Source organism: Nocardioides sp. B-3 (genome assembly GCF_024703895.1).
In the GTDB taxonomy this organism is placed as follows: domain Bacteria; phylum Actinomycetota; class Actinomycetes; order Propionibacteriales; family Nocardioidaceae; genus Nocardioides.
The window spans coordinates 2,993,419-3,007,964 of sequence record NZ_CP087968.1 but is presented as its reverse complement, the minus strand read 5'-3'; the positions used below and the strand labels follow the sequence as shown (position 1 = coordinate 3,007,964).

Below are 14,546 nucleotides of genomic sequence, written 5' to 3'. Positions count from 1 at the left end.
GGGGTTGCGCGGTCTGGGTGAAGCCAGAAGCCTTGGGAGGTGGCAATGACCGAGTACCGCAACAGCCGCCGCAGTGGGGAGACGCCCGAGGTGGCTCGTCGCCATCACTCCCGGCGAGGTCGAGGCCATTTCGCTTTGGCCGCAGCCCTGATGCTCGTCGCCGCCTGCGGCGAAGACTCCTCCGACGAAGAGGAGACCCGCGCACCTGACACCAGCAGTAGCCCGGCTTCACCTTCGCCGTCACCGGGTGACCGACGCGATGGCAGTCTCACGCTCGCCTCAGGTGAGTCCGTCTACTACTGGTGCGCCGGCAAGGGCAGCCCGGGATTCCTGCTGGAGGCGGGCACCGATACCGGGGGCACCGACGCCTACCCGGCAGCATTCGTCGACCCGCTTATCGCGGAGGCGACCGTCTGCACCTACGACCGCCCCGGCACCGGGTCCAGTGACGCACCACCTCGCCGGCGTCGCACGATGCGAGATCTGTGCGACGTTCAGGACCGAGGTTGTGGCGAGGCTGCCCATGCCCACGCGCTACGTTCTCGTCGGCCAGTCAGGTGGCGGCAACCTCAATATCGGCTGCGCGGCCCGGCATTCGAAGCACGTAGCCGGCCCGGTGACCATCGACAGCTACCACGACGACCCGGAGCGGCTGCGGGCGGAAGGGCTCGTGTGGACCGACAACCCTGAGTTCGTGGACTACGTCGACTACTCCGAGGAACTGGACACAATGACCATGCCGATCGGCGACTTCCCAGTCCCGGTGATCAGCGCCACCCAAGCCGACCCGGGGGGCGAGAAGAACCAGCGTCATTGGCTGCAGCTCTCCCCGCACTCCCGGCAGGTCTCGATCGAGGGACCGCACGACTTGCAGGGCTTCGCCCCCGAGCAGATCGTCACCGAAATCCTCAAGGAGCTCGGCCGCCTCTAGCCAAGCATGTGGACCCGGAGACGGCCGAGGTCCGCTTTCGCGGTTGGAAGGACGCAGTGCGGAGCGAGTTTGCGACGGAGGCACGGCTCTCAGAGTCGTCGCGAATCGGCACGATCGCGGCGGCGTACAGGTCGGGCACAATGCCAACGTGACGTCCATGCCACGAGGGGCCCACCCGGAGTTGCGAGTCCAACTCGCCGCGGACACCTCCAGCGTCCCCGGAGCGCGTAGGTTCGTCATTGACGGGCTGCGGCAGTGGGGCCGCGAGCATCTCGTCGACGACGCCGCCCTGTGCGTCACTGAGATGGCAGCGAACTCCGCCCTGCACAGCGGCAGCCCTTACCTACATGTCCGGTTGCGTGATATCGAGCCGGGCGTGCGGCTCAGTGTGGAGGACGCTGGCGGCATGGTCCCGGTCGCGGCGGTGGCCCCGCCGCCTGTCGCGAGCCGGGGCACCACCGGGCGCGGCTTGGCGATCGTGTCGGTGCTGGCGAAGTCCTCGGGGGATCGAGGAGCACGTCGATGGACGACGCGTGTGGGCCGAACTTGTCGGCGACGGCGTCGAGCACGACGTACGGCCGCCAGTGGTGGAGTACCGCGAACGCGCGGCACCGGAGCAGGGCGTCCTGCCCGCCGGGTGGGCGAGGGTGAGGCTACTTCGGTGTCCGGTGCAGCTCGGGCTCCAGATCGACCAACGGCTCGACGACCTTGTTCGGGAGCTCCAGCTCATCGACTCCAAGGAAGGTTCGACTCCGCCGCAGGAGCTGGGCCATCTCATCGAGCGACTGGTGACCCGCCCTGCATTTGCGCGCCACACGGGTCGGCGGACCGCCCCGGACGCCGCCGCAGCGGGGATGGAGTACGTCGACATCGAGATGACACTTCCCCGTGAGATGGCCGCGACGGTCCGTGAACTGCTGGACGCCGACAACCTGGCTGATGAGATATGCGAGACCCACCAACTGCTCACGCTGCGGTCCACTCCGGAGATGGTGTCGCTGCGCACCCGGTTCACTGACTCCATCGTCAGCCGGGCGGAGGAAGAAGCCGAACCGGTGCCATACGAGGAGTGGCTGCACGAGCGTGGCTGACAGCCACACCATCATCGGCTCGTCCCCCGCGAAGAACATCTGTCGGAGCATTGGTCGAGGCGCCTAGGGACCATCCCCTGCGCGAGCGAACGCTCCCGGGCGCCTCGTAGAAACAGGTGTAGCGGACGCTCACCTAAACCGCAACGATGCTTGAAGCTTCGTCAAGTTCCGTGAAACTTGAGGAGACCGCTGCCGCCAAGGCGGTCTCGGACCGTCGTTGCCCCTCGCACAGGGCGATCGCGGCGGATAGACGCACTCATCGCGATATGTGAGTGCGATGGGCACGACTCGTGGATCAGGTGCGCCGGCGGGCCACGTGGTCGACGCCGTGCCGGACATCGGGCCTCGGAGCCGTTGAGGGTCGTCCCTTCGACCCTTGACAAGCAAGAACACCGAGCACATGATACCTAGTGTCTCAAAATGAGACACTAGGTATCACGAGGGAGAGCCATGACGGTCAGGGTGACATCACCGGGGAGGGCGAGGCCTTCACGAGCGGACCCGTCGGGTTCCGGATCCCGGAGGACGGCGTCGGGGTCGACGGAAGGTTCGGCGTGGCCGAATGCACTATCGCCCCCGGCTGGCCGGGTCCTCCCCAACACGTCCACCGCGAGCACGACGAGACATTCTTCGTGGTGTCGGGTGTGGTGGGGTTCCGTTGTGGATCCGACGAACTGGTGGCTGAGGCGGGCAGCCCGGTGACGGCGCCGATCGGCGACCCGCACACGTTCTTCAACGCGGACCCGGATGCGCCGGCCACCCTGCTGTGCAGCGTGACCCCGGAGCGCTACCTCGGCTACTTCCGCGACCTTGCCGACCTGCGACCCGGCCCTGAGGGTGTGCTCGTCCCCGCCGACGTGCTCGAGGTCATGGCCCGTTACGCCACCGAGCCCTACCGGCCCTGATCGTGTCTTTCGACTCGAACCCTTGACCGGGGAGGACAACATGACGCTCACGACAGCCATGACACAGACAGACGCAGCGACGGCGACCCTGCCGAGCCTGTCCGGAATCCACCACCTCGGACTGACCGTCCGCGACATCGACGAGAGCGAGCACTGGTATGCCGACGTGCTTGGCATGGTCCGTGTCTTCGTCGAGCCGCACCCCGCCGGCGGGGGCACACTGTGGTGATCAACCGCCCCGACACCTTCTTGTTCCTCGGCCCGGACTTTCATCCGCAGGCAGATCTGGAGCGCTTCGACGAGCGCCGTACCGGACTCGACCACCTCGCGTTGGCGGTCGACGACCGGTCGGACCTCGACGCGTGGGCCCATCGGCTCACCACGCTCGGCGTCGCGCACGGACCCATCCACGACAAGGACCAGCCAGTCCACGCGGCCATGGTGGTGCACGACCCCAATGGCATCCCGATCGAGCTGTTCTGGGCGGCGGGCTGAGACCATGAGACAGATGGATCTGCCACCGCGGGTCGGTGACCGGCCGCTTGCCACCGCCGCCCTGCCGCACTCACAGCTCGACCAGCAGCCCGCCAGCACTCGGGACCTCGACTCCGTCCCGGCCGAAGCGGCGACCCGGCCGCAGGTGACGATCCAGCCCTCGCGGATCGCCGTGGAGGGGTCTCGGGCCCCGGTGTTGACCGACGAGGCCGAGACCGGTCCCCCCGAGGCGTTCATGATCGGTCGAGAGTTCTGCCACGGGCATGCAGGCGGCGACTCAAGCCTGCACGCCGCACTCCCACCTCACCCGGCCCGGGCCGCACAGGAGGCGGGCTGGGGCGAGCCCCACTACCCGGTGCACACCCACCGGGCGCCACCGAGCATCACCATGCTCTACGCCCCGCGCGACGAGGCCGAGCGCGACGTCATCCTGCGACTGGTCCGAGCCTCTTACCAGTTTGCCCTCGGTGTCGTCGATCGCGCCAATGCCGACGCCGGAATGCCATGACACCTGAACCACCCATGCCGGCGAGACCTAGCGCTCGGGAACGCACCCGCCACCTGCTGTCGGAGGCAGCCCGCGAGCTGCTGCGGACGGGCGGCCCGCTCACCGTGCAGGCGGCAGCAGACCGGCGGGCGTCTCCCGAGCAACCGCGTACAGGTACTTCCCCAACAACGACTCCGTGGTCGTGCACGCCACCGCGCCACTCGTCGACGGCGCCAGCCTGCAGCCACAGCCGCCCGACCTCGATGAGCCCGACCACCGGGCACCCCAAGGTCTTCCCGCCCGTGCCTCCACCCCGGTCCGCACGATGGGCGAGTGGGCATTCGACCACGAGCACGAGCTACGCACCTTCATGCGTCTCTCGCTCGCGCCCCCCGGGCACAGACAAGATCGACCGCCGGGCCAGCACGAACCGCGACACCCGGATCGCCACCCTGCTCGAAGGACTGCCCGACCACGTGCCCCGGGGAAGCGCGAAACCGGCTCTCGATCGCCCTCATCCCACTGTTCGGAGCCGACGCTGTCATCTGGAGCACCGACATCGCCGGCGTCGACCGCGAGACCGCCCTCGACGTGATGGCCCGGATGGCAGCAGCACTCGTCCAAGCCACCCTCAACGAAAGCGCCTGACGAACACCCTCGAGGGCCAGAGCCTTCAATGACACGCCCCCAGCGTCAACCCGGCTCGGCGCACACCGCGGCCGGGACTCGCTCGCAGTGCGCAACCAGCTCGTCCAGCGACTCGGTCCGCTCGGAGGCGGGATCGCCGCTCCAGCTGAGGGCCCGGTCCTCGACGTACGCCCACCGTGCATGGACGACGGGTCGCAATGACGAAGCCAGTCCCAGCGCGCTCATCACCCGGTCGGTGGAGACGGACCGTGCGGAGTCGTGGACCTCGCTGACCCGCGGGTCGGCGACGCCGCTGCCCCGGACGAGGGTGAGGTAGAAGGAGCGACGACGGTCGATCTGCTCGACCATCGCGGTGACCATGGTCCGCACCTGCACCTCCCCGAATCGGAGGACGACGGTGCCGTGTTGCGCAGGATCCGACGCCCGGCGGCGGCGATGCAGGCGAGGTAGAAGTCGGTCTTGGTCGGGAAGTAGTGGAACAGCAGGCCGCGCGAGATGCCGGCCTCGGCGGCGACCCGGTCGAGCGAGAGGTCCTGGATCGGGGTGTCGATGAGTCGAGACAGCCCGATCGCCACGAGCTGGCGGCGGCGGTCGTCGGCGCTCAGCCTTCGGCGTACGGAATCCGCGGGTGAATTGGATGACACGCTATTGAGCATTGCTCAACAGTGTGGTTATGGTCAACCCATGGACTTCTCCCTCTCCCCGCGCGCCGCCGACCTGCAGGCCCGCGTCCGCGCGTTCCCCGGACACCGAGATCGAGCCGCTCGAGGCCGACATGCACCACGTGATCACGAAGGCCCGCGAGAGCGGCGGCGACAACTGGACGCCCGACCCGCGGATCAAGGAGCTGCAGGCCAAGGCGCGCGCACAGGGGCTGTGGAACCTCTTCCTGCCCGCCGGGCACGCGGGGACGTATGCCGCGGACTTCGGCACCGACGGTGGCGAGGGGCTGAGCAACATCGACTACGCGCCGCTCGCCGAGGTGATGGGGCGCTCGTTCCTCGCGCCGCTGGTCTTCAACTCCAACGCGCCCGACACGGGCAACATGGAGGTGCTGCTGAAGTACGGCACCGACGAGCAGAAGAAGACGTGGCTCGAGCCGCTGCTGCGCGCGGAGATCCGCAGTGCCTTCTGCATGACCGAGCCCGACGTCGCCTCCTCCGACGCGACCAACATGGAGGCCACCGCCGTCGTCGACGGCGACGAGGTCGTCATCAACGGCCGCAAGTGGTTCTCCACCGGCATCGGCAACCCCGACTGCAAGATCCTGGTCTTCATGGGGCTCACCAACCCCGACGCCGACCGGCACTCGCGCCACACGATGGTGCTGGTCCCCCGCGACGCCGCGGGCGTGAAGGTCGAGCGGATGCTCACCACGATGGGCTACTACGACGAGCCGCTCGGTCACGGCGAGGTGTCCTTCGACAACGTGCGGGTGCCCGTCGGCAACATCCTGCTCGGCGAGGGTCGCGCGTTCGAGATCGCCCGGGGCCGGCTCGGTCCGGGTCGCGTCCACCACTGCATGCGCGCCATCGGGCTCGCCGAGAAGGCGCTCGAGCTCGCCTGTGAGCGCGCCCAGCGCCGTACGGCCTTCGGCAAGCCGCTGGCCAACCTCGGCGGCAACCGCGAGCGGATCGCCGACGCCCGGATCGCCATCAACCGGTCGCGGCTGCTCGTCATGCACGCCGCGTGGCTGCTCGACCGGGGACTGTCGATGGAGGCCGTCTCGGCCGTCAGCGAGATCAAGGTCGAGGTGCCCAACATGGCCCTCGACGTCATCGACATGGCGATCCAGCTGCACGGCGGCGCCGGCATGACCGACGACTTCCCGCTTGCCGCGGCGTACGTCGGCGCGCGGTCGCTGCGCCCGGCCGACGGGCCTGACGAGGTGCACCGCAACGTGATCGCCAAGATCGAGCTGGGACGCGCAACCTCTCGGGGGCCACGATGAGCCGGGTGCTCGTCACGGGGGCCGCGTCCGGCCTCGGTGCCGCCCTCGCCGCCGCGTTCCGCGCTCGCGGCGACGAGGTGCTGGCGACCGACCGCGTGGTCGCAGACGGCATCGACCTCGTCCTCGACATCACCTCCGACGCCGACTGGGCCGCCGCGAAGACGGCTGTCGAGGAGCGATGGGGCGGTCTCGACGTGCTCGTCAACAACGCGGGGGTCGCCGGTGGTGGTCGCATCGAGCTGTGCTCGATGGACGACTGGCGCTGGATCACCGAGATCAACCTCTTCGGCGTCGTCCGCGGCGTGCAGACGTTCACCCCGATGCTCAAGGCCCGGGGGTCCGGCCACATCGTCAACGTCGCCTCGCTCGCCGGCCTCGTGCACCCCGCCGGCATGGGCTCCTACAACGCGGTCAAGGCCGCGGTCGTCGCGTTCACCGAGACCTGCGGTCACGAGCTCGCGGGCTTCGGGATCAAGGCCAGCGCGGTCTGCCCGTCCTACTTCCGCACCAACCTCATCGACTCCATGCAGGGCACCGATGAGGCGGTCGGCAAGGTGATCGGCAACCTCGTGGCCACCTCGAAGGTGAGCGCGGACGACATCGCCTCGGCCGTCCCGGGCGGGGATGGAGGCCGGTGAGGACGTGATCGTCCCCGACGAGGCAGCTCGCCGGGCCTACTTCCTGAAGTGGGCCGACCGATCGGCGTACGACGAAGTGATGAGGCACCGGGCCACGCGACTGGAGGAGATGTCATGACGTCCGCCGTACGCGAGGAGGACGCCTTCGACATCGACGCGATCGCGCAGTGGCTGCAGGAGCAGGGCGTCGACGGGCCGATCGAGGAGGTCCGCCAGTTCTCGGGCGGCGCCTCCAACCTGACCTACCTGCTGCGGGTCCCGGGACGCGAACTGATCCTGCGCCGCGCGCCCGGCGGCACGAAGGCGAAGGGCGCGCACGACATGCGCCGCGAGTTCACGATCCAGTCCGCGCTGGCGCCGGTCTTCCCCTACGTCGCGCCGATGATCGGCTTCTGCGACGACCCGTCCGTGATCGGAGGCGACTTCTACGTCATGGGCCGCATCGACGGGCTGATCCCCCGCAGCAACTGGCCCAAGGACGTCCCGCTGACGCCCGAGCAGGCACGCCAGCTGTGCTTCAACGTCGTCGAGGTGTACGCCGAGCTCCACACGGTCGACCCGGAGGCGGCCGGGCTCAGTGAGCTCGGGAAGGGCACCGGCTACGTGCGCCGGCAGGTCGAGGGCTGGTCGACGCGCTACCGCAACGCGCACACGCCCGACAACCCGGAGTTCACCGAGGTGATGGCCCGGCTGGACGCCAACCAGCCCGAGGACATCGCCAACTGCGTGATCCACAACGACTTCAAGGTCGACAACATCGTCTTCTCCCACGATGACCCGACGAAGGTCATCGGCGTCCTCGACTGGGAGATGGCGACCCCGGGCGACCCGCTGATGGACGTGGGTGGGGCGCTGGCCTTCTGGATCCGGGCCGACGACTCCGACGAGCTGAAGATGACCAAGCGGGTGCCGACCGACCCGGCGGGGATGATCACGCGTGAGGAGTTCGTGCAGGCCTACTGCGAGCGGATGGGCTTCACGCTGACGCCCGAGCAGTGGCGGTTCTACGAGGTCTTCGGGCTGTTCCGCAACGCCGTGATCGCCCAGCAGATCTACTACCGCTACTTCCACGGGCAGACGACCTACGAGATGTTCGCCCTCTTCGGGCCGGGCGTGCAGATCCTCGACCGGCGGATCGCGGAGCTGCTGGCGTGAGCCGGATCCTCCTCGTGCGGCACGGCCGGGCGTCCCGGGGTGCGGCCGACTACGACCAGCTCTCCGACCTCGGCGCTTCCCGGGCGCGTACGCTCGGCGCCGCCTTCGCAGCGCAGGGCATCACGCCCGACGTGCTGGTCTCGGGTGGGATGAAGCGGCACTCGCAGACGGCTGCCGGGGTGTGCGACGGAGCCGGTTGGGAACTGCCGGTCACCGTCGACAACGGCTGGGACGAGTTCGACCACCTCCGGGTCCTCGAACGCCACCCGGCCCCCGAGGGCGTCGACATCGCCTCCGACCCGCGCGCGTTCCAGCGCTGGTTCGAGGGCGCGACCTCGCGCTGGACCGGCGGCGAGCACGACGACTACGACGAGTCCTTCGCCGAGTTCTGCGAACGGGTCTCGGCCGCGCTCGACCGGGCGATCGCCGTACTGGAACCGAAGGCCACCGCCGTCGTCCTCACCAGCGGCGGCCCGATCGCGTGGGCCGCGGCGACGCGGCTCGACGGTGGCGCCCACCTGTGGCTGCGCCTCAACCCGGGTGGTGATCAACGCGGCCGTGACCAGCTTCGTCGTCGGCTCGCGCGGCGCCACCCTGCTCGCCTTCAACGAGCACACGCATCTCTCCCCCGACCACCAGACCTACCGATAGGAACCCCGCATGGCCACGATCCTCATCACCGGCGCCTCCGCCGGCCTCGGCGCCGAGATGGCCCGCCAGTTCGCCGCGCTCGGCTACGACCTCGCGCTCTGCGCCCGTCGGACCGAGCGGCTCGAGGCCCTCGCCGCGGAGCTGACCGACGTGAAGGTGTCCGTGAAGGCCCTCGACGTCAACGACCACGACGCCGTCTTCCGGGTCTTCGACGAGTTCCGGGCGGAGTTCGGCACGATCGACAAGTTCATCGTCAACGCCGGGCTCGGCAAGGGCCAGCCGCTCGGCACCGGCCGCTTCGACGCCAACCTCGCGACCGCGCAGACCAACTTCATCGGCGCGCTCGCGCAGACCGAGGCCGCCGCCCGGATCCTGCGCGAGCAGAACGCCGGCCAGCTCGTGATGATCTCGTCGGTCTCCGCGATCCGCGGGATGCCGAAGAACATCACGACGTACGCCGCCACGAAGGCCGGCGTCGCGCACTTGGCCGAGGGCTTCCGCGCCGACGTGATGGGCACCCCGATCAAGGTGACGGTGCTCTACCCGGGCTACATCGTCTCCGAGATGAGCGCCACCTCTTCGGCTACTCCGCTCGTGGCGTCCACCGAGAAGGGCGTGCGCGCCATGGTCTCCGCGATCGAGAAGGAGAAGGCGTCCGCCCGTGTCCCCGGCTGGCCCCGGGTGCCCGTCGGCTTCGCGCTCGAGCACCTGCCGCTCCCGCTCGCGCGGAAGCTGATGGGCTGATTTCTCGCCTTTTTGTGAGCTTGCCCGGCGGTGAGTGAGCCACATTTTCGCCGCGCGGAATGTGGGTGGCTCACCCCTGCCGGGCGCGTCGCGTGGGGGCACGCCGGCGGGCGGTGGCACAGCCACAAGATCGCCGTACGAAATGTGGCTCACTCACCGCTGCCGGGCGAGTCGCGGAGACTGCGCCGGTCAGCGGCCCCCGCGGGCCTCGAGGGCGTCGGTGAGCAGGCCCACGAGCGCTTCGAGCTGTACGTCGACGGACGAGGCGATCTCGTCGGCGCCGTCGAGCGCCCGGGCGGCGAGTCCGGCCTTGGAGTCGATCAGCTCGGCGATCTTGGAGTCGATCGTCTGGGCCGCGATGATCCGCCGGGCGGTGACCGGCTCCGACTGACCGATGCGGTGGATCCGGTCGATCGCCCGGGTCTGCTCGGCGTCGGTCCACGAGAGCTCGGCGAGCACCATGTTGGAGGCGACCCGGAGGTTCAGGCCGACACCGGCGGCGGTGAGCGAGCAGACGATGATCGAGGTCTCGGGGTCGTTGGTGAAGGACTCGATCGCCGCGGCGCGGGCCTTGGCGGTCTGGTCACCGCGGATGGAGACGAAGTTGATGCCGCGCTTGGTGAAGCTGGCCCGGGCCTCGTCCATCACGTCGATGTGCTTGGCGAAGAAGACGACCTTGCCGACGTTGCGCGCCAGCTGGGCGGTGTAGTCGGCAGCAAGACCGGCCTTGGCCTGACCGATGCGGCGCATCATCGAGAAGACGTTCTCGCCGTCCTTGGCCGACTCCATGTCCTCGCGCTCCCACTTGGCGACGCGTCGGACGAGGTCGGTGTCGATGCCGTCGAACACGACGTTGGTGGTGCGCGCCTCGAGGGCCCCGTCATAGCGCTTCACGAGTCGGCGCGACAGCTCGCGCTCGGCGTCGCGGATGGAGCGACCCTCGGCGCCCTCGAGCTCGACCGGGAGGTCGGCCACGCGGCGGGCGGGGATGTCGGCGGCGACGTCGATCTTCTTGCGACGGACGATGCCCATCTCGATCACGGAACGTCGCGCGTTGGGGTAGAACCCCGGCTCCCCGGCATCAGCCCGGTGTCCTCGAGCTTGTTCATCAGCTCGGCCAGCGGCTTGTGGTCGTCGATCCAGCCGAGGAACTGCCAGATCGCGCGGAAGTCCTCGATGTCGTTGATCAGCGGGGTGCCGGTCAGCGCCATCAGCAGCGGCCGTGCGATGCGGGTGCGGATGCGCTGCGACAGCTCGAGCACGTGCTGCGAGCGCTGCGACGACTTGTTCTTGATGAAGTGCGCCTCGTCGACGACCATGCCGCGGAAGCCGTGGTTGCCGAGCCAGCCGACGTGGCGGTCGAGCACCTCGTAGTTGACGACGACGATGTCGGCGAAGCCGTCGATCTCCTCGCCGTCGCCGTGGATCACGGTGACGGAGCGGTTGGGCGTCCAGAGGCTGACCTCGTGGGCCCAGTTGGCCTTGACGACGTTGGGTACGACGACGAGCAGCGGCCACGCGTGCGCGGCCTGCGCAGCGAGCAGCGCCCGGGCGGTCTTGCCCGGTGCCGGGCTCGTCGGCGAGCAGGAAGGTGCGGTGGCCGGCGGCCGCGGCGGCTACGAGCTGGGCCCGGTGGACCATCAGCGCGACGCCCGGCACGGGCACCGGGGCGGGCAGCTTCATGCAGGCGGCGGCCCCGCCACCGACGTACTCGAAGGACTTGAAGAGGGGTTCGAGCAGCTCCCAGTTGGCGAGGCGTCGCGCCTCGACGCGGTTGGCCTCGGCGGCGGAGAAGTCGGGGACGAGGAAGGGGTTGGCGAGCTGACGCGAGATGACGGACTGCGGGACGACCCGGCGGGCGGACGACGTCGCGGCCGTCTCGGGCTTGGGCGGCTCGACCTCCTCGGGCACGTCCATGCCGCCCGACTTGAGCATCTGCCGCTTGAGGGCGCGGGCCCCCTCAGAGATCTCGGCGTCCTCGGCCAGCAGCTGCAGCAGCGACGTGTCGCGCGCGGCGGTCTTGGCGAGGATGGTGGCGATGCCGTCGAGGCGCTTGAGCTGCTCGGCCTTGCGGCCCTCGCCCAGCTCGGTGTCGGCGTTGAGGCGGTGGCGCTCGTCGCGCACCAGCAGCGCCACGACCCGGAAGGTCCGCGCCCGTGCGGGGCGACCTTGCCGCGCTCGGCTGCCTGCTCCACCTCGCGCACGGAGCGTGCGAGCACCGGGATGATGCCCTCGTTGTCCTTGCGGACGACCTTGGTGCCGCCACGACGTGCGGTGGATGTGCGTCGGCTTCGCTGAGCCACTCATTTCCTCCGGGGAGTTTGCCAGCCGCGCCACCGCGCCGGACAGGCGACTCAGCAACGCAGAACCCGACCGTGCCGCGTGACAGAGGAGTCACGGGCGGCATCCGAATGCCGGGGCTCCGTCACCTGATCGGGTTGATCGAGCGACGAAGGCGAGCCCCATACTACCTGCCCCCGGTCCCGAATCCGTGCACCCCCGCGGAGTCGGGCACGTAGGTCGGCGAGGGCGGGCACGGGCAGCCCCGGGGTAGTTGAGTGCGAGTTTGTCGTCCAGCAGGGAAATCCCTACAAGGTCGCCCTCAACTACGCCGACAACTGCGCCGACCGGGACGCCGACCACCAAACCGCCCGCCCCGTGCGAAGGTTGGCCCATGACCACCGACTCCGTGCCCGACGACGGAAACGGCGTCAACGCGGTACGGCGCGGGCGACCGGGCTACGACCGGGGAGACCGTGCTGCGTCGCGCGATCGACCTGTTCAACCGCCGGGGCTACGACGCGACCAGCATGGGCGACCTCGCCCGCGAGCTCGGCCTGAGCAAGTCCACGATCTATCACCACGTGCCGAGCAAGGAGCACCTGCTGGCGTCGGGCCTCGACGAGGCGCTGGATGCCCTGAGCAGCACGGTCACCGCCATCGCGGCGACCAGCTCCGAGTCGGCGGAGGTGCGGCTGCGGGCCGCGATCCGTTCCTCGGTCGAGATCCTCGTCGCCCACCTGCCCGCGGTCACGCTCCTGCTCCGGGCCCGCGGCAACAGCGAGGTCGAGCAGGCCGCCCTCGGCCGGCGACGTGCGATCGACGACGCGCTCGCTGGGCTGGTCCGCGACGCCGTACGCGAGGGAAGCCTGCGCACCGACATCGACCCCGAGCTGATCAGCCGGCTGCTCTTCGGGATGGTCAACGGGCTCGTGGAGTGGGTCAACCCGGAGGGCCCGGTGGAGGCCGCCGTGCTGGCCGATGCGATCACCGGGATCGCCTTCGACGGGTTGTCGAGGAAGTAGCTCAGGCGTCGAAGTCGACGGCCACCTCGTCGGAGACGGGGAACGTCTGGCAGGTCAGCACGTAGCCGCGCGCGACCTCGTCGTCGTCGAGGGCGTAGTTGCGGCGCATGTCGACCTCGCCGCTGACGAGGTGGGCACGACACGTGCCGCAGACGCCGCCCTTGCAGGCGAACGGCAGGTCGTTGCGGGTGGCCGCGGCGCCGTCGAGGATCGTCGTCGCGCGGGGCATCGGAGCGGTGGTCGTGCGACCGTCGAGCGAGATCGTCACGTCGCTGACGTCGCCCTCCGCGACCGGCTCGAGCCGCTCCAGCTCGGGCGGCGGCTCGTCGACGTAGAACAGCTCGAAGTGCACCCGGTCAGCAGGCACGCCGAGCTCGGCGAGCACCTCCCGCGCGTCCGCGATCAGCCCGAACGGACCGCACAGCCACACGTGGTCGACTCCCCCGACGGGCACCAGCGTCGTCAGCAGCCGGCGCAACCGGTCGGCGTCGAGGCGTCCGGAGAAGAGCTCCACGTCGCGCGGCTCGCGCGACAGCACGTGCACCAGCTCGAGCCGGTGCCGGTAACGGTTCTTCAGGTCCGCCAGCTCTTCGGCGAACATGACGGTGTTGGTGTGCCGGTTGCCGTACAGCAGGGTGAGCGTCGAGTCGGGGTTGCGCAGGACCGTCGAGGCGATCGAGAGCATCGGCGTGATCCCCGATCCGGCCGCGATGCACAGGTGGCGCCCGGGCAGGTCCTCGCTCGCGGCGAACGAGCCGCTCGGTGTCTGTACGTCGATCACGTCGCCCGGCTTCACCTCGTGGATGAGCCAGCGGGAGAACAAGCCGTCCGGGATCTCGCGTACGCCGATGCGCGGGGCCGCTCCGGCCGGAGCGCAGATGGAGTAGGAGCGTCGGTGCTCGGTGCCGTCGATCATCCGCCGCAGCGTGAGGGACTGGCCGGCGTCGAAGTCGAACTCTGCGTCCAGCACGTCGGGGACGTCGAAGGTGATGGCCGCCGAGTCGTCGGTCAGGGCCTCGACCTTGGCGACGGTGAGCGGGTGGAAGGTGCCGCGCGCCATCCTCAGATCTCCTTCACGTGCTCGAACGGCTCGAGGCAGCTGCTGCACTGGTAGAGCGCCTTGCACGCCGTCGGCCCGAACTCGGAGGTCAGCCGCACGTCGGCGCTGCCGCAGCGGGGACAGTCGATCGCCCGCCGGGTCGGAACGAGGGTCAACGGGATTGGCCCGGTCCGGGCAGGACCGGGGGGCGGAGAGCCCGTGCGCCTTCAGCTTTCGGCGACCGTCGCCCGTGATCCAGTCGCTCGACCGGGCCGGGCTCAGGCTGACCTTCACGTCGACGTCGGCATAGCCGGCGTCCTGCAGCGCGTGCACGAGGTCGTCGCGCATCGTCGCCATCGCCGGGCAGCCGGAGTAGGTCGGGGTGATGGTCACGGTGACGTGCTCACCCTCCTCGGCAACGTCGCGCAGCACGCCGAGGTCGACGAGCGTCAGCATCGGCATCTCGGGGTCCGTGACGGTGGCCGCCACCGCGAGGGCACTCATCG

16 protein-coding genes and 3 pseudogenes are annotated in these 14,546 nt (G+C 69.6%); 14 read left to right on the top strand and 5 right to left on the bottom strand.

Annotation, left to right across the window (positions count from 1 at the left end):
* Positions 1 to 523: 523 nt before the first annotated feature.
* The 7 genes and pseudogenes from LP418_RS20010 (at position 524) to LP418_RS19985 (ending at position 3,930) form a co-directional block, all read left to right on the top strand.
* Positions 524 to 931, top strand: a complete 408-nt coding sequence (locus tag LP418_RS20010) for an alpha/beta fold hydrolase (RefSeq protein ID WP_257953383.1) — start codon at positions 524 to 526, stop codon at positions 929 to 931.
* A gap of 157 nt (positions 932 to 1,088) precedes the next feature.
* Positions 1,089 to 1,415, top strand: a pseudogene (locus LP418_RS33975) (ATP-binding protein); the annotation flags it as partial.
* Between the two features lie 49 nt (positions 1,416 to 1,464).
* Positions 1,465 to 2,022: a hypothetical protein gene (locus LP418_RS20005; RefSeq protein ID WP_257953382.1), complete on the top strand. Its 558-nt coding sequence runs from the start codon at positions 1,465 to 1,467 to the stop codon at positions 2,020 to 2,022.
* A gap of 554 nt (positions 2,023 to 2,576) precedes the next feature.
* Positions 2,577 to 2,927, top strand: coding sequence for a cupin domain-containing protein (locus tag LP418_RS20000; RefSeq protein ID WP_257953381.1), 351 nt, complete (start codon positions 2,577 to 2,579; stop codon positions 2,925 to 2,927).
* A gap of 58 nt (positions 2,928 to 2,985) precedes the next feature.
* Positions 2,986 to 3,156 carry a VOC family protein gene (locus LP418_RS19995; RefSeq protein WP_257953380.1) on the top strand — a complete coding sequence of 57 codons (171 nt, stop codon included), beginning with the start codon at positions 2,986 to 2,988 and terminating at the stop codon, positions 3,154 to 3,156.
* Positions 3,153 to 3,422 (top strand): VOC family protein, encoded by a 270-nt coding sequence (locus tag LP418_RS19990; RefSeq protein ID WP_336275771.1) that lies wholly within the window; start codon positions 3,153 to 3,155, stop codon positions 3,420 to 3,422. The genes LP418_RS19995 and LP418_RS19990 overlap by 4 nt, the downstream gene beginning before the upstream one ends.
* A gap of 13 nt (positions 3,423 to 3,435) precedes the next feature.
* Complete coding sequence (locus tag LP418_RS19985) at positions 3,436 to 3,930, top strand: luciferase domain-containing protein (protein ID WP_257953379.1); 495 nt, start codon at positions 3,436 to 3,438, stop codon at positions 3,928 to 3,930.
* A gap of 672 nt (positions 3,931 to 4,602) precedes the next feature.
* Here LP418_RS19985 and LP418_RS19980 read toward each other — a convergent pair.
* The gene (locus LP418_RS19980) at positions 4,603 to 4,917 is read right to left on the bottom strand and encodes a hypothetical protein (RefSeq protein ID WP_257953378.1); all 315 of its coding nucleotides are present in this window, start codon (positions 4,915 to 4,917) and stop codon (positions 4,603 to 4,605) included.
* 125 nt (positions 4,918 to 5,042) lie between these two features.
* Positions 5,043 to 5,213: pseudogene (locus LP418_RS33970) on the bottom strand (TetR/AcrR family transcriptional regulator); the annotation flags it as partial.
* A gap of 119 nt (positions 5,214 to 5,332) precedes the next feature.
* On the opposite strand from LP418_RS33970, the gene LP418_RS19975 reads away from it, so the two are divergent.
* From LP418_RS19975 to LP418_RS19950, 6 genes and pseudogenes are all read left to right on the top strand, one after another.
* Positions 5,333 to 6,508, top strand: a complete 1,176-nt coding sequence (locus LP418_RS19975; RefSeq protein WP_257953377.1) for an acyl-CoA dehydrogenase family protein — start codon at positions 5,333 to 5,335, stop codon at positions 6,506 to 6,508.
* Positions 6,505 to 7,146, top strand: coding sequence for an SDR family NAD(P)-dependent oxidoreductase (locus LP418_RS19970; protein ID WP_257953376.1), 642 nt, complete (start codon positions 6,505 to 6,507; stop codon positions 7,144 to 7,146). Before LP418_RS19975 ends, LP418_RS19970 begins: the two co-directional genes overlap by 4 nt.
* The gene (locus LP418_RS19965; RefSeq protein ID WP_257953375.1) at positions 7,133 to 7,264 is read left to right on the top strand and encodes a hypothetical protein; all 132 of its coding nucleotides are present in this window, start codon (positions 7,133 to 7,135) and stop codon (positions 7,262 to 7,264) included. Before LP418_RS19970 ends, LP418_RS19965 begins: the two co-directional genes overlap by 14 nt.
* A complete protein-coding gene (locus tag LP418_RS19960) occupies positions 7,261 to 8,301 on the top strand; it encodes a phosphotransferase family protein (RefSeq protein WP_257953374.1) in 1,041 nt (346 codons plus the stop codon). The genes LP418_RS19965 and LP418_RS19960 overlap by 4 nt, the downstream gene beginning before the upstream one ends.
* A pseudogene (locus LP418_RS33965) lies at positions 8,298 to 8,774 on the top strand (histidine phosphatase family protein); the annotation flags it as partial. The gene LP418_RS19960 and the pseudogene LP418_RS33965, both read left to right, overlap by 4 nt.
* 187 nt (positions 8,775 to 8,961) lie before the next feature.
* Positions 8,962 to 9,696: an SDR family oxidoreductase gene (locus LP418_RS19950; RefSeq protein WP_257953372.1), complete on the top strand. Its 735-nt coding sequence runs from the start codon at positions 8,962 to 8,964 to the stop codon at positions 9,694 to 9,696.
* Between the two features lie 189 nt (positions 9,697 to 9,885).
* Here the strand turns inward: LP418_RS19950 and LP418_RS19945 are convergent, their stop codons facing one another.
* A complete protein-coding gene (locus LP418_RS19945) occupies positions 9,886 to 10,341 on the bottom strand; it encodes a helicase-related protein (RefSeq protein ID WP_257957116.1) in 456 nt (151 codons plus the stop codon).
* A gap of 392 nt (positions 10,342 to 10,733) precedes the next feature.
* A complete protein-coding gene (locus LP418_RS19940) occupies positions 10,734 to 11,207 on the bottom strand; it encodes an SNF2-related protein (RefSeq protein WP_257957115.1) in 474 nt (157 codons plus the stop codon).
* 1,245 nt (positions 11,208 to 12,452) lie between these two features.
* Between LP418_RS19940 and LP418_RS19935 the strand changes: the two genes are divergently transcribed.
* On the top strand, positions 12,453 to 13,001 hold the full coding sequence (locus LP418_RS19935) for a TetR/AcrR family transcriptional regulator (RefSeq protein ID WP_257953371.1): 549 nt from the start codon (positions 12,453 to 12,455) through the stop codon (positions 12,999 to 13,001).
* 1 nt (position 13,002) lies between these two features.
* Here the strand turns inward: LP418_RS19935 and paaE are convergent, their stop codons facing one another.
* A complete protein-coding gene (gene paaE / locus LP418_RS19930; RefSeq protein WP_257953370.1) occupies positions 13,003 to 14,544 on the bottom strand; it encodes a 1,2-phenylacetyl-CoA epoxidase subunit PaaE in 1,542 nt (513 codons plus the stop codon).
* Between the last annotated feature and the right edge of the window lie 2 nt (positions 14,545 to 14,546).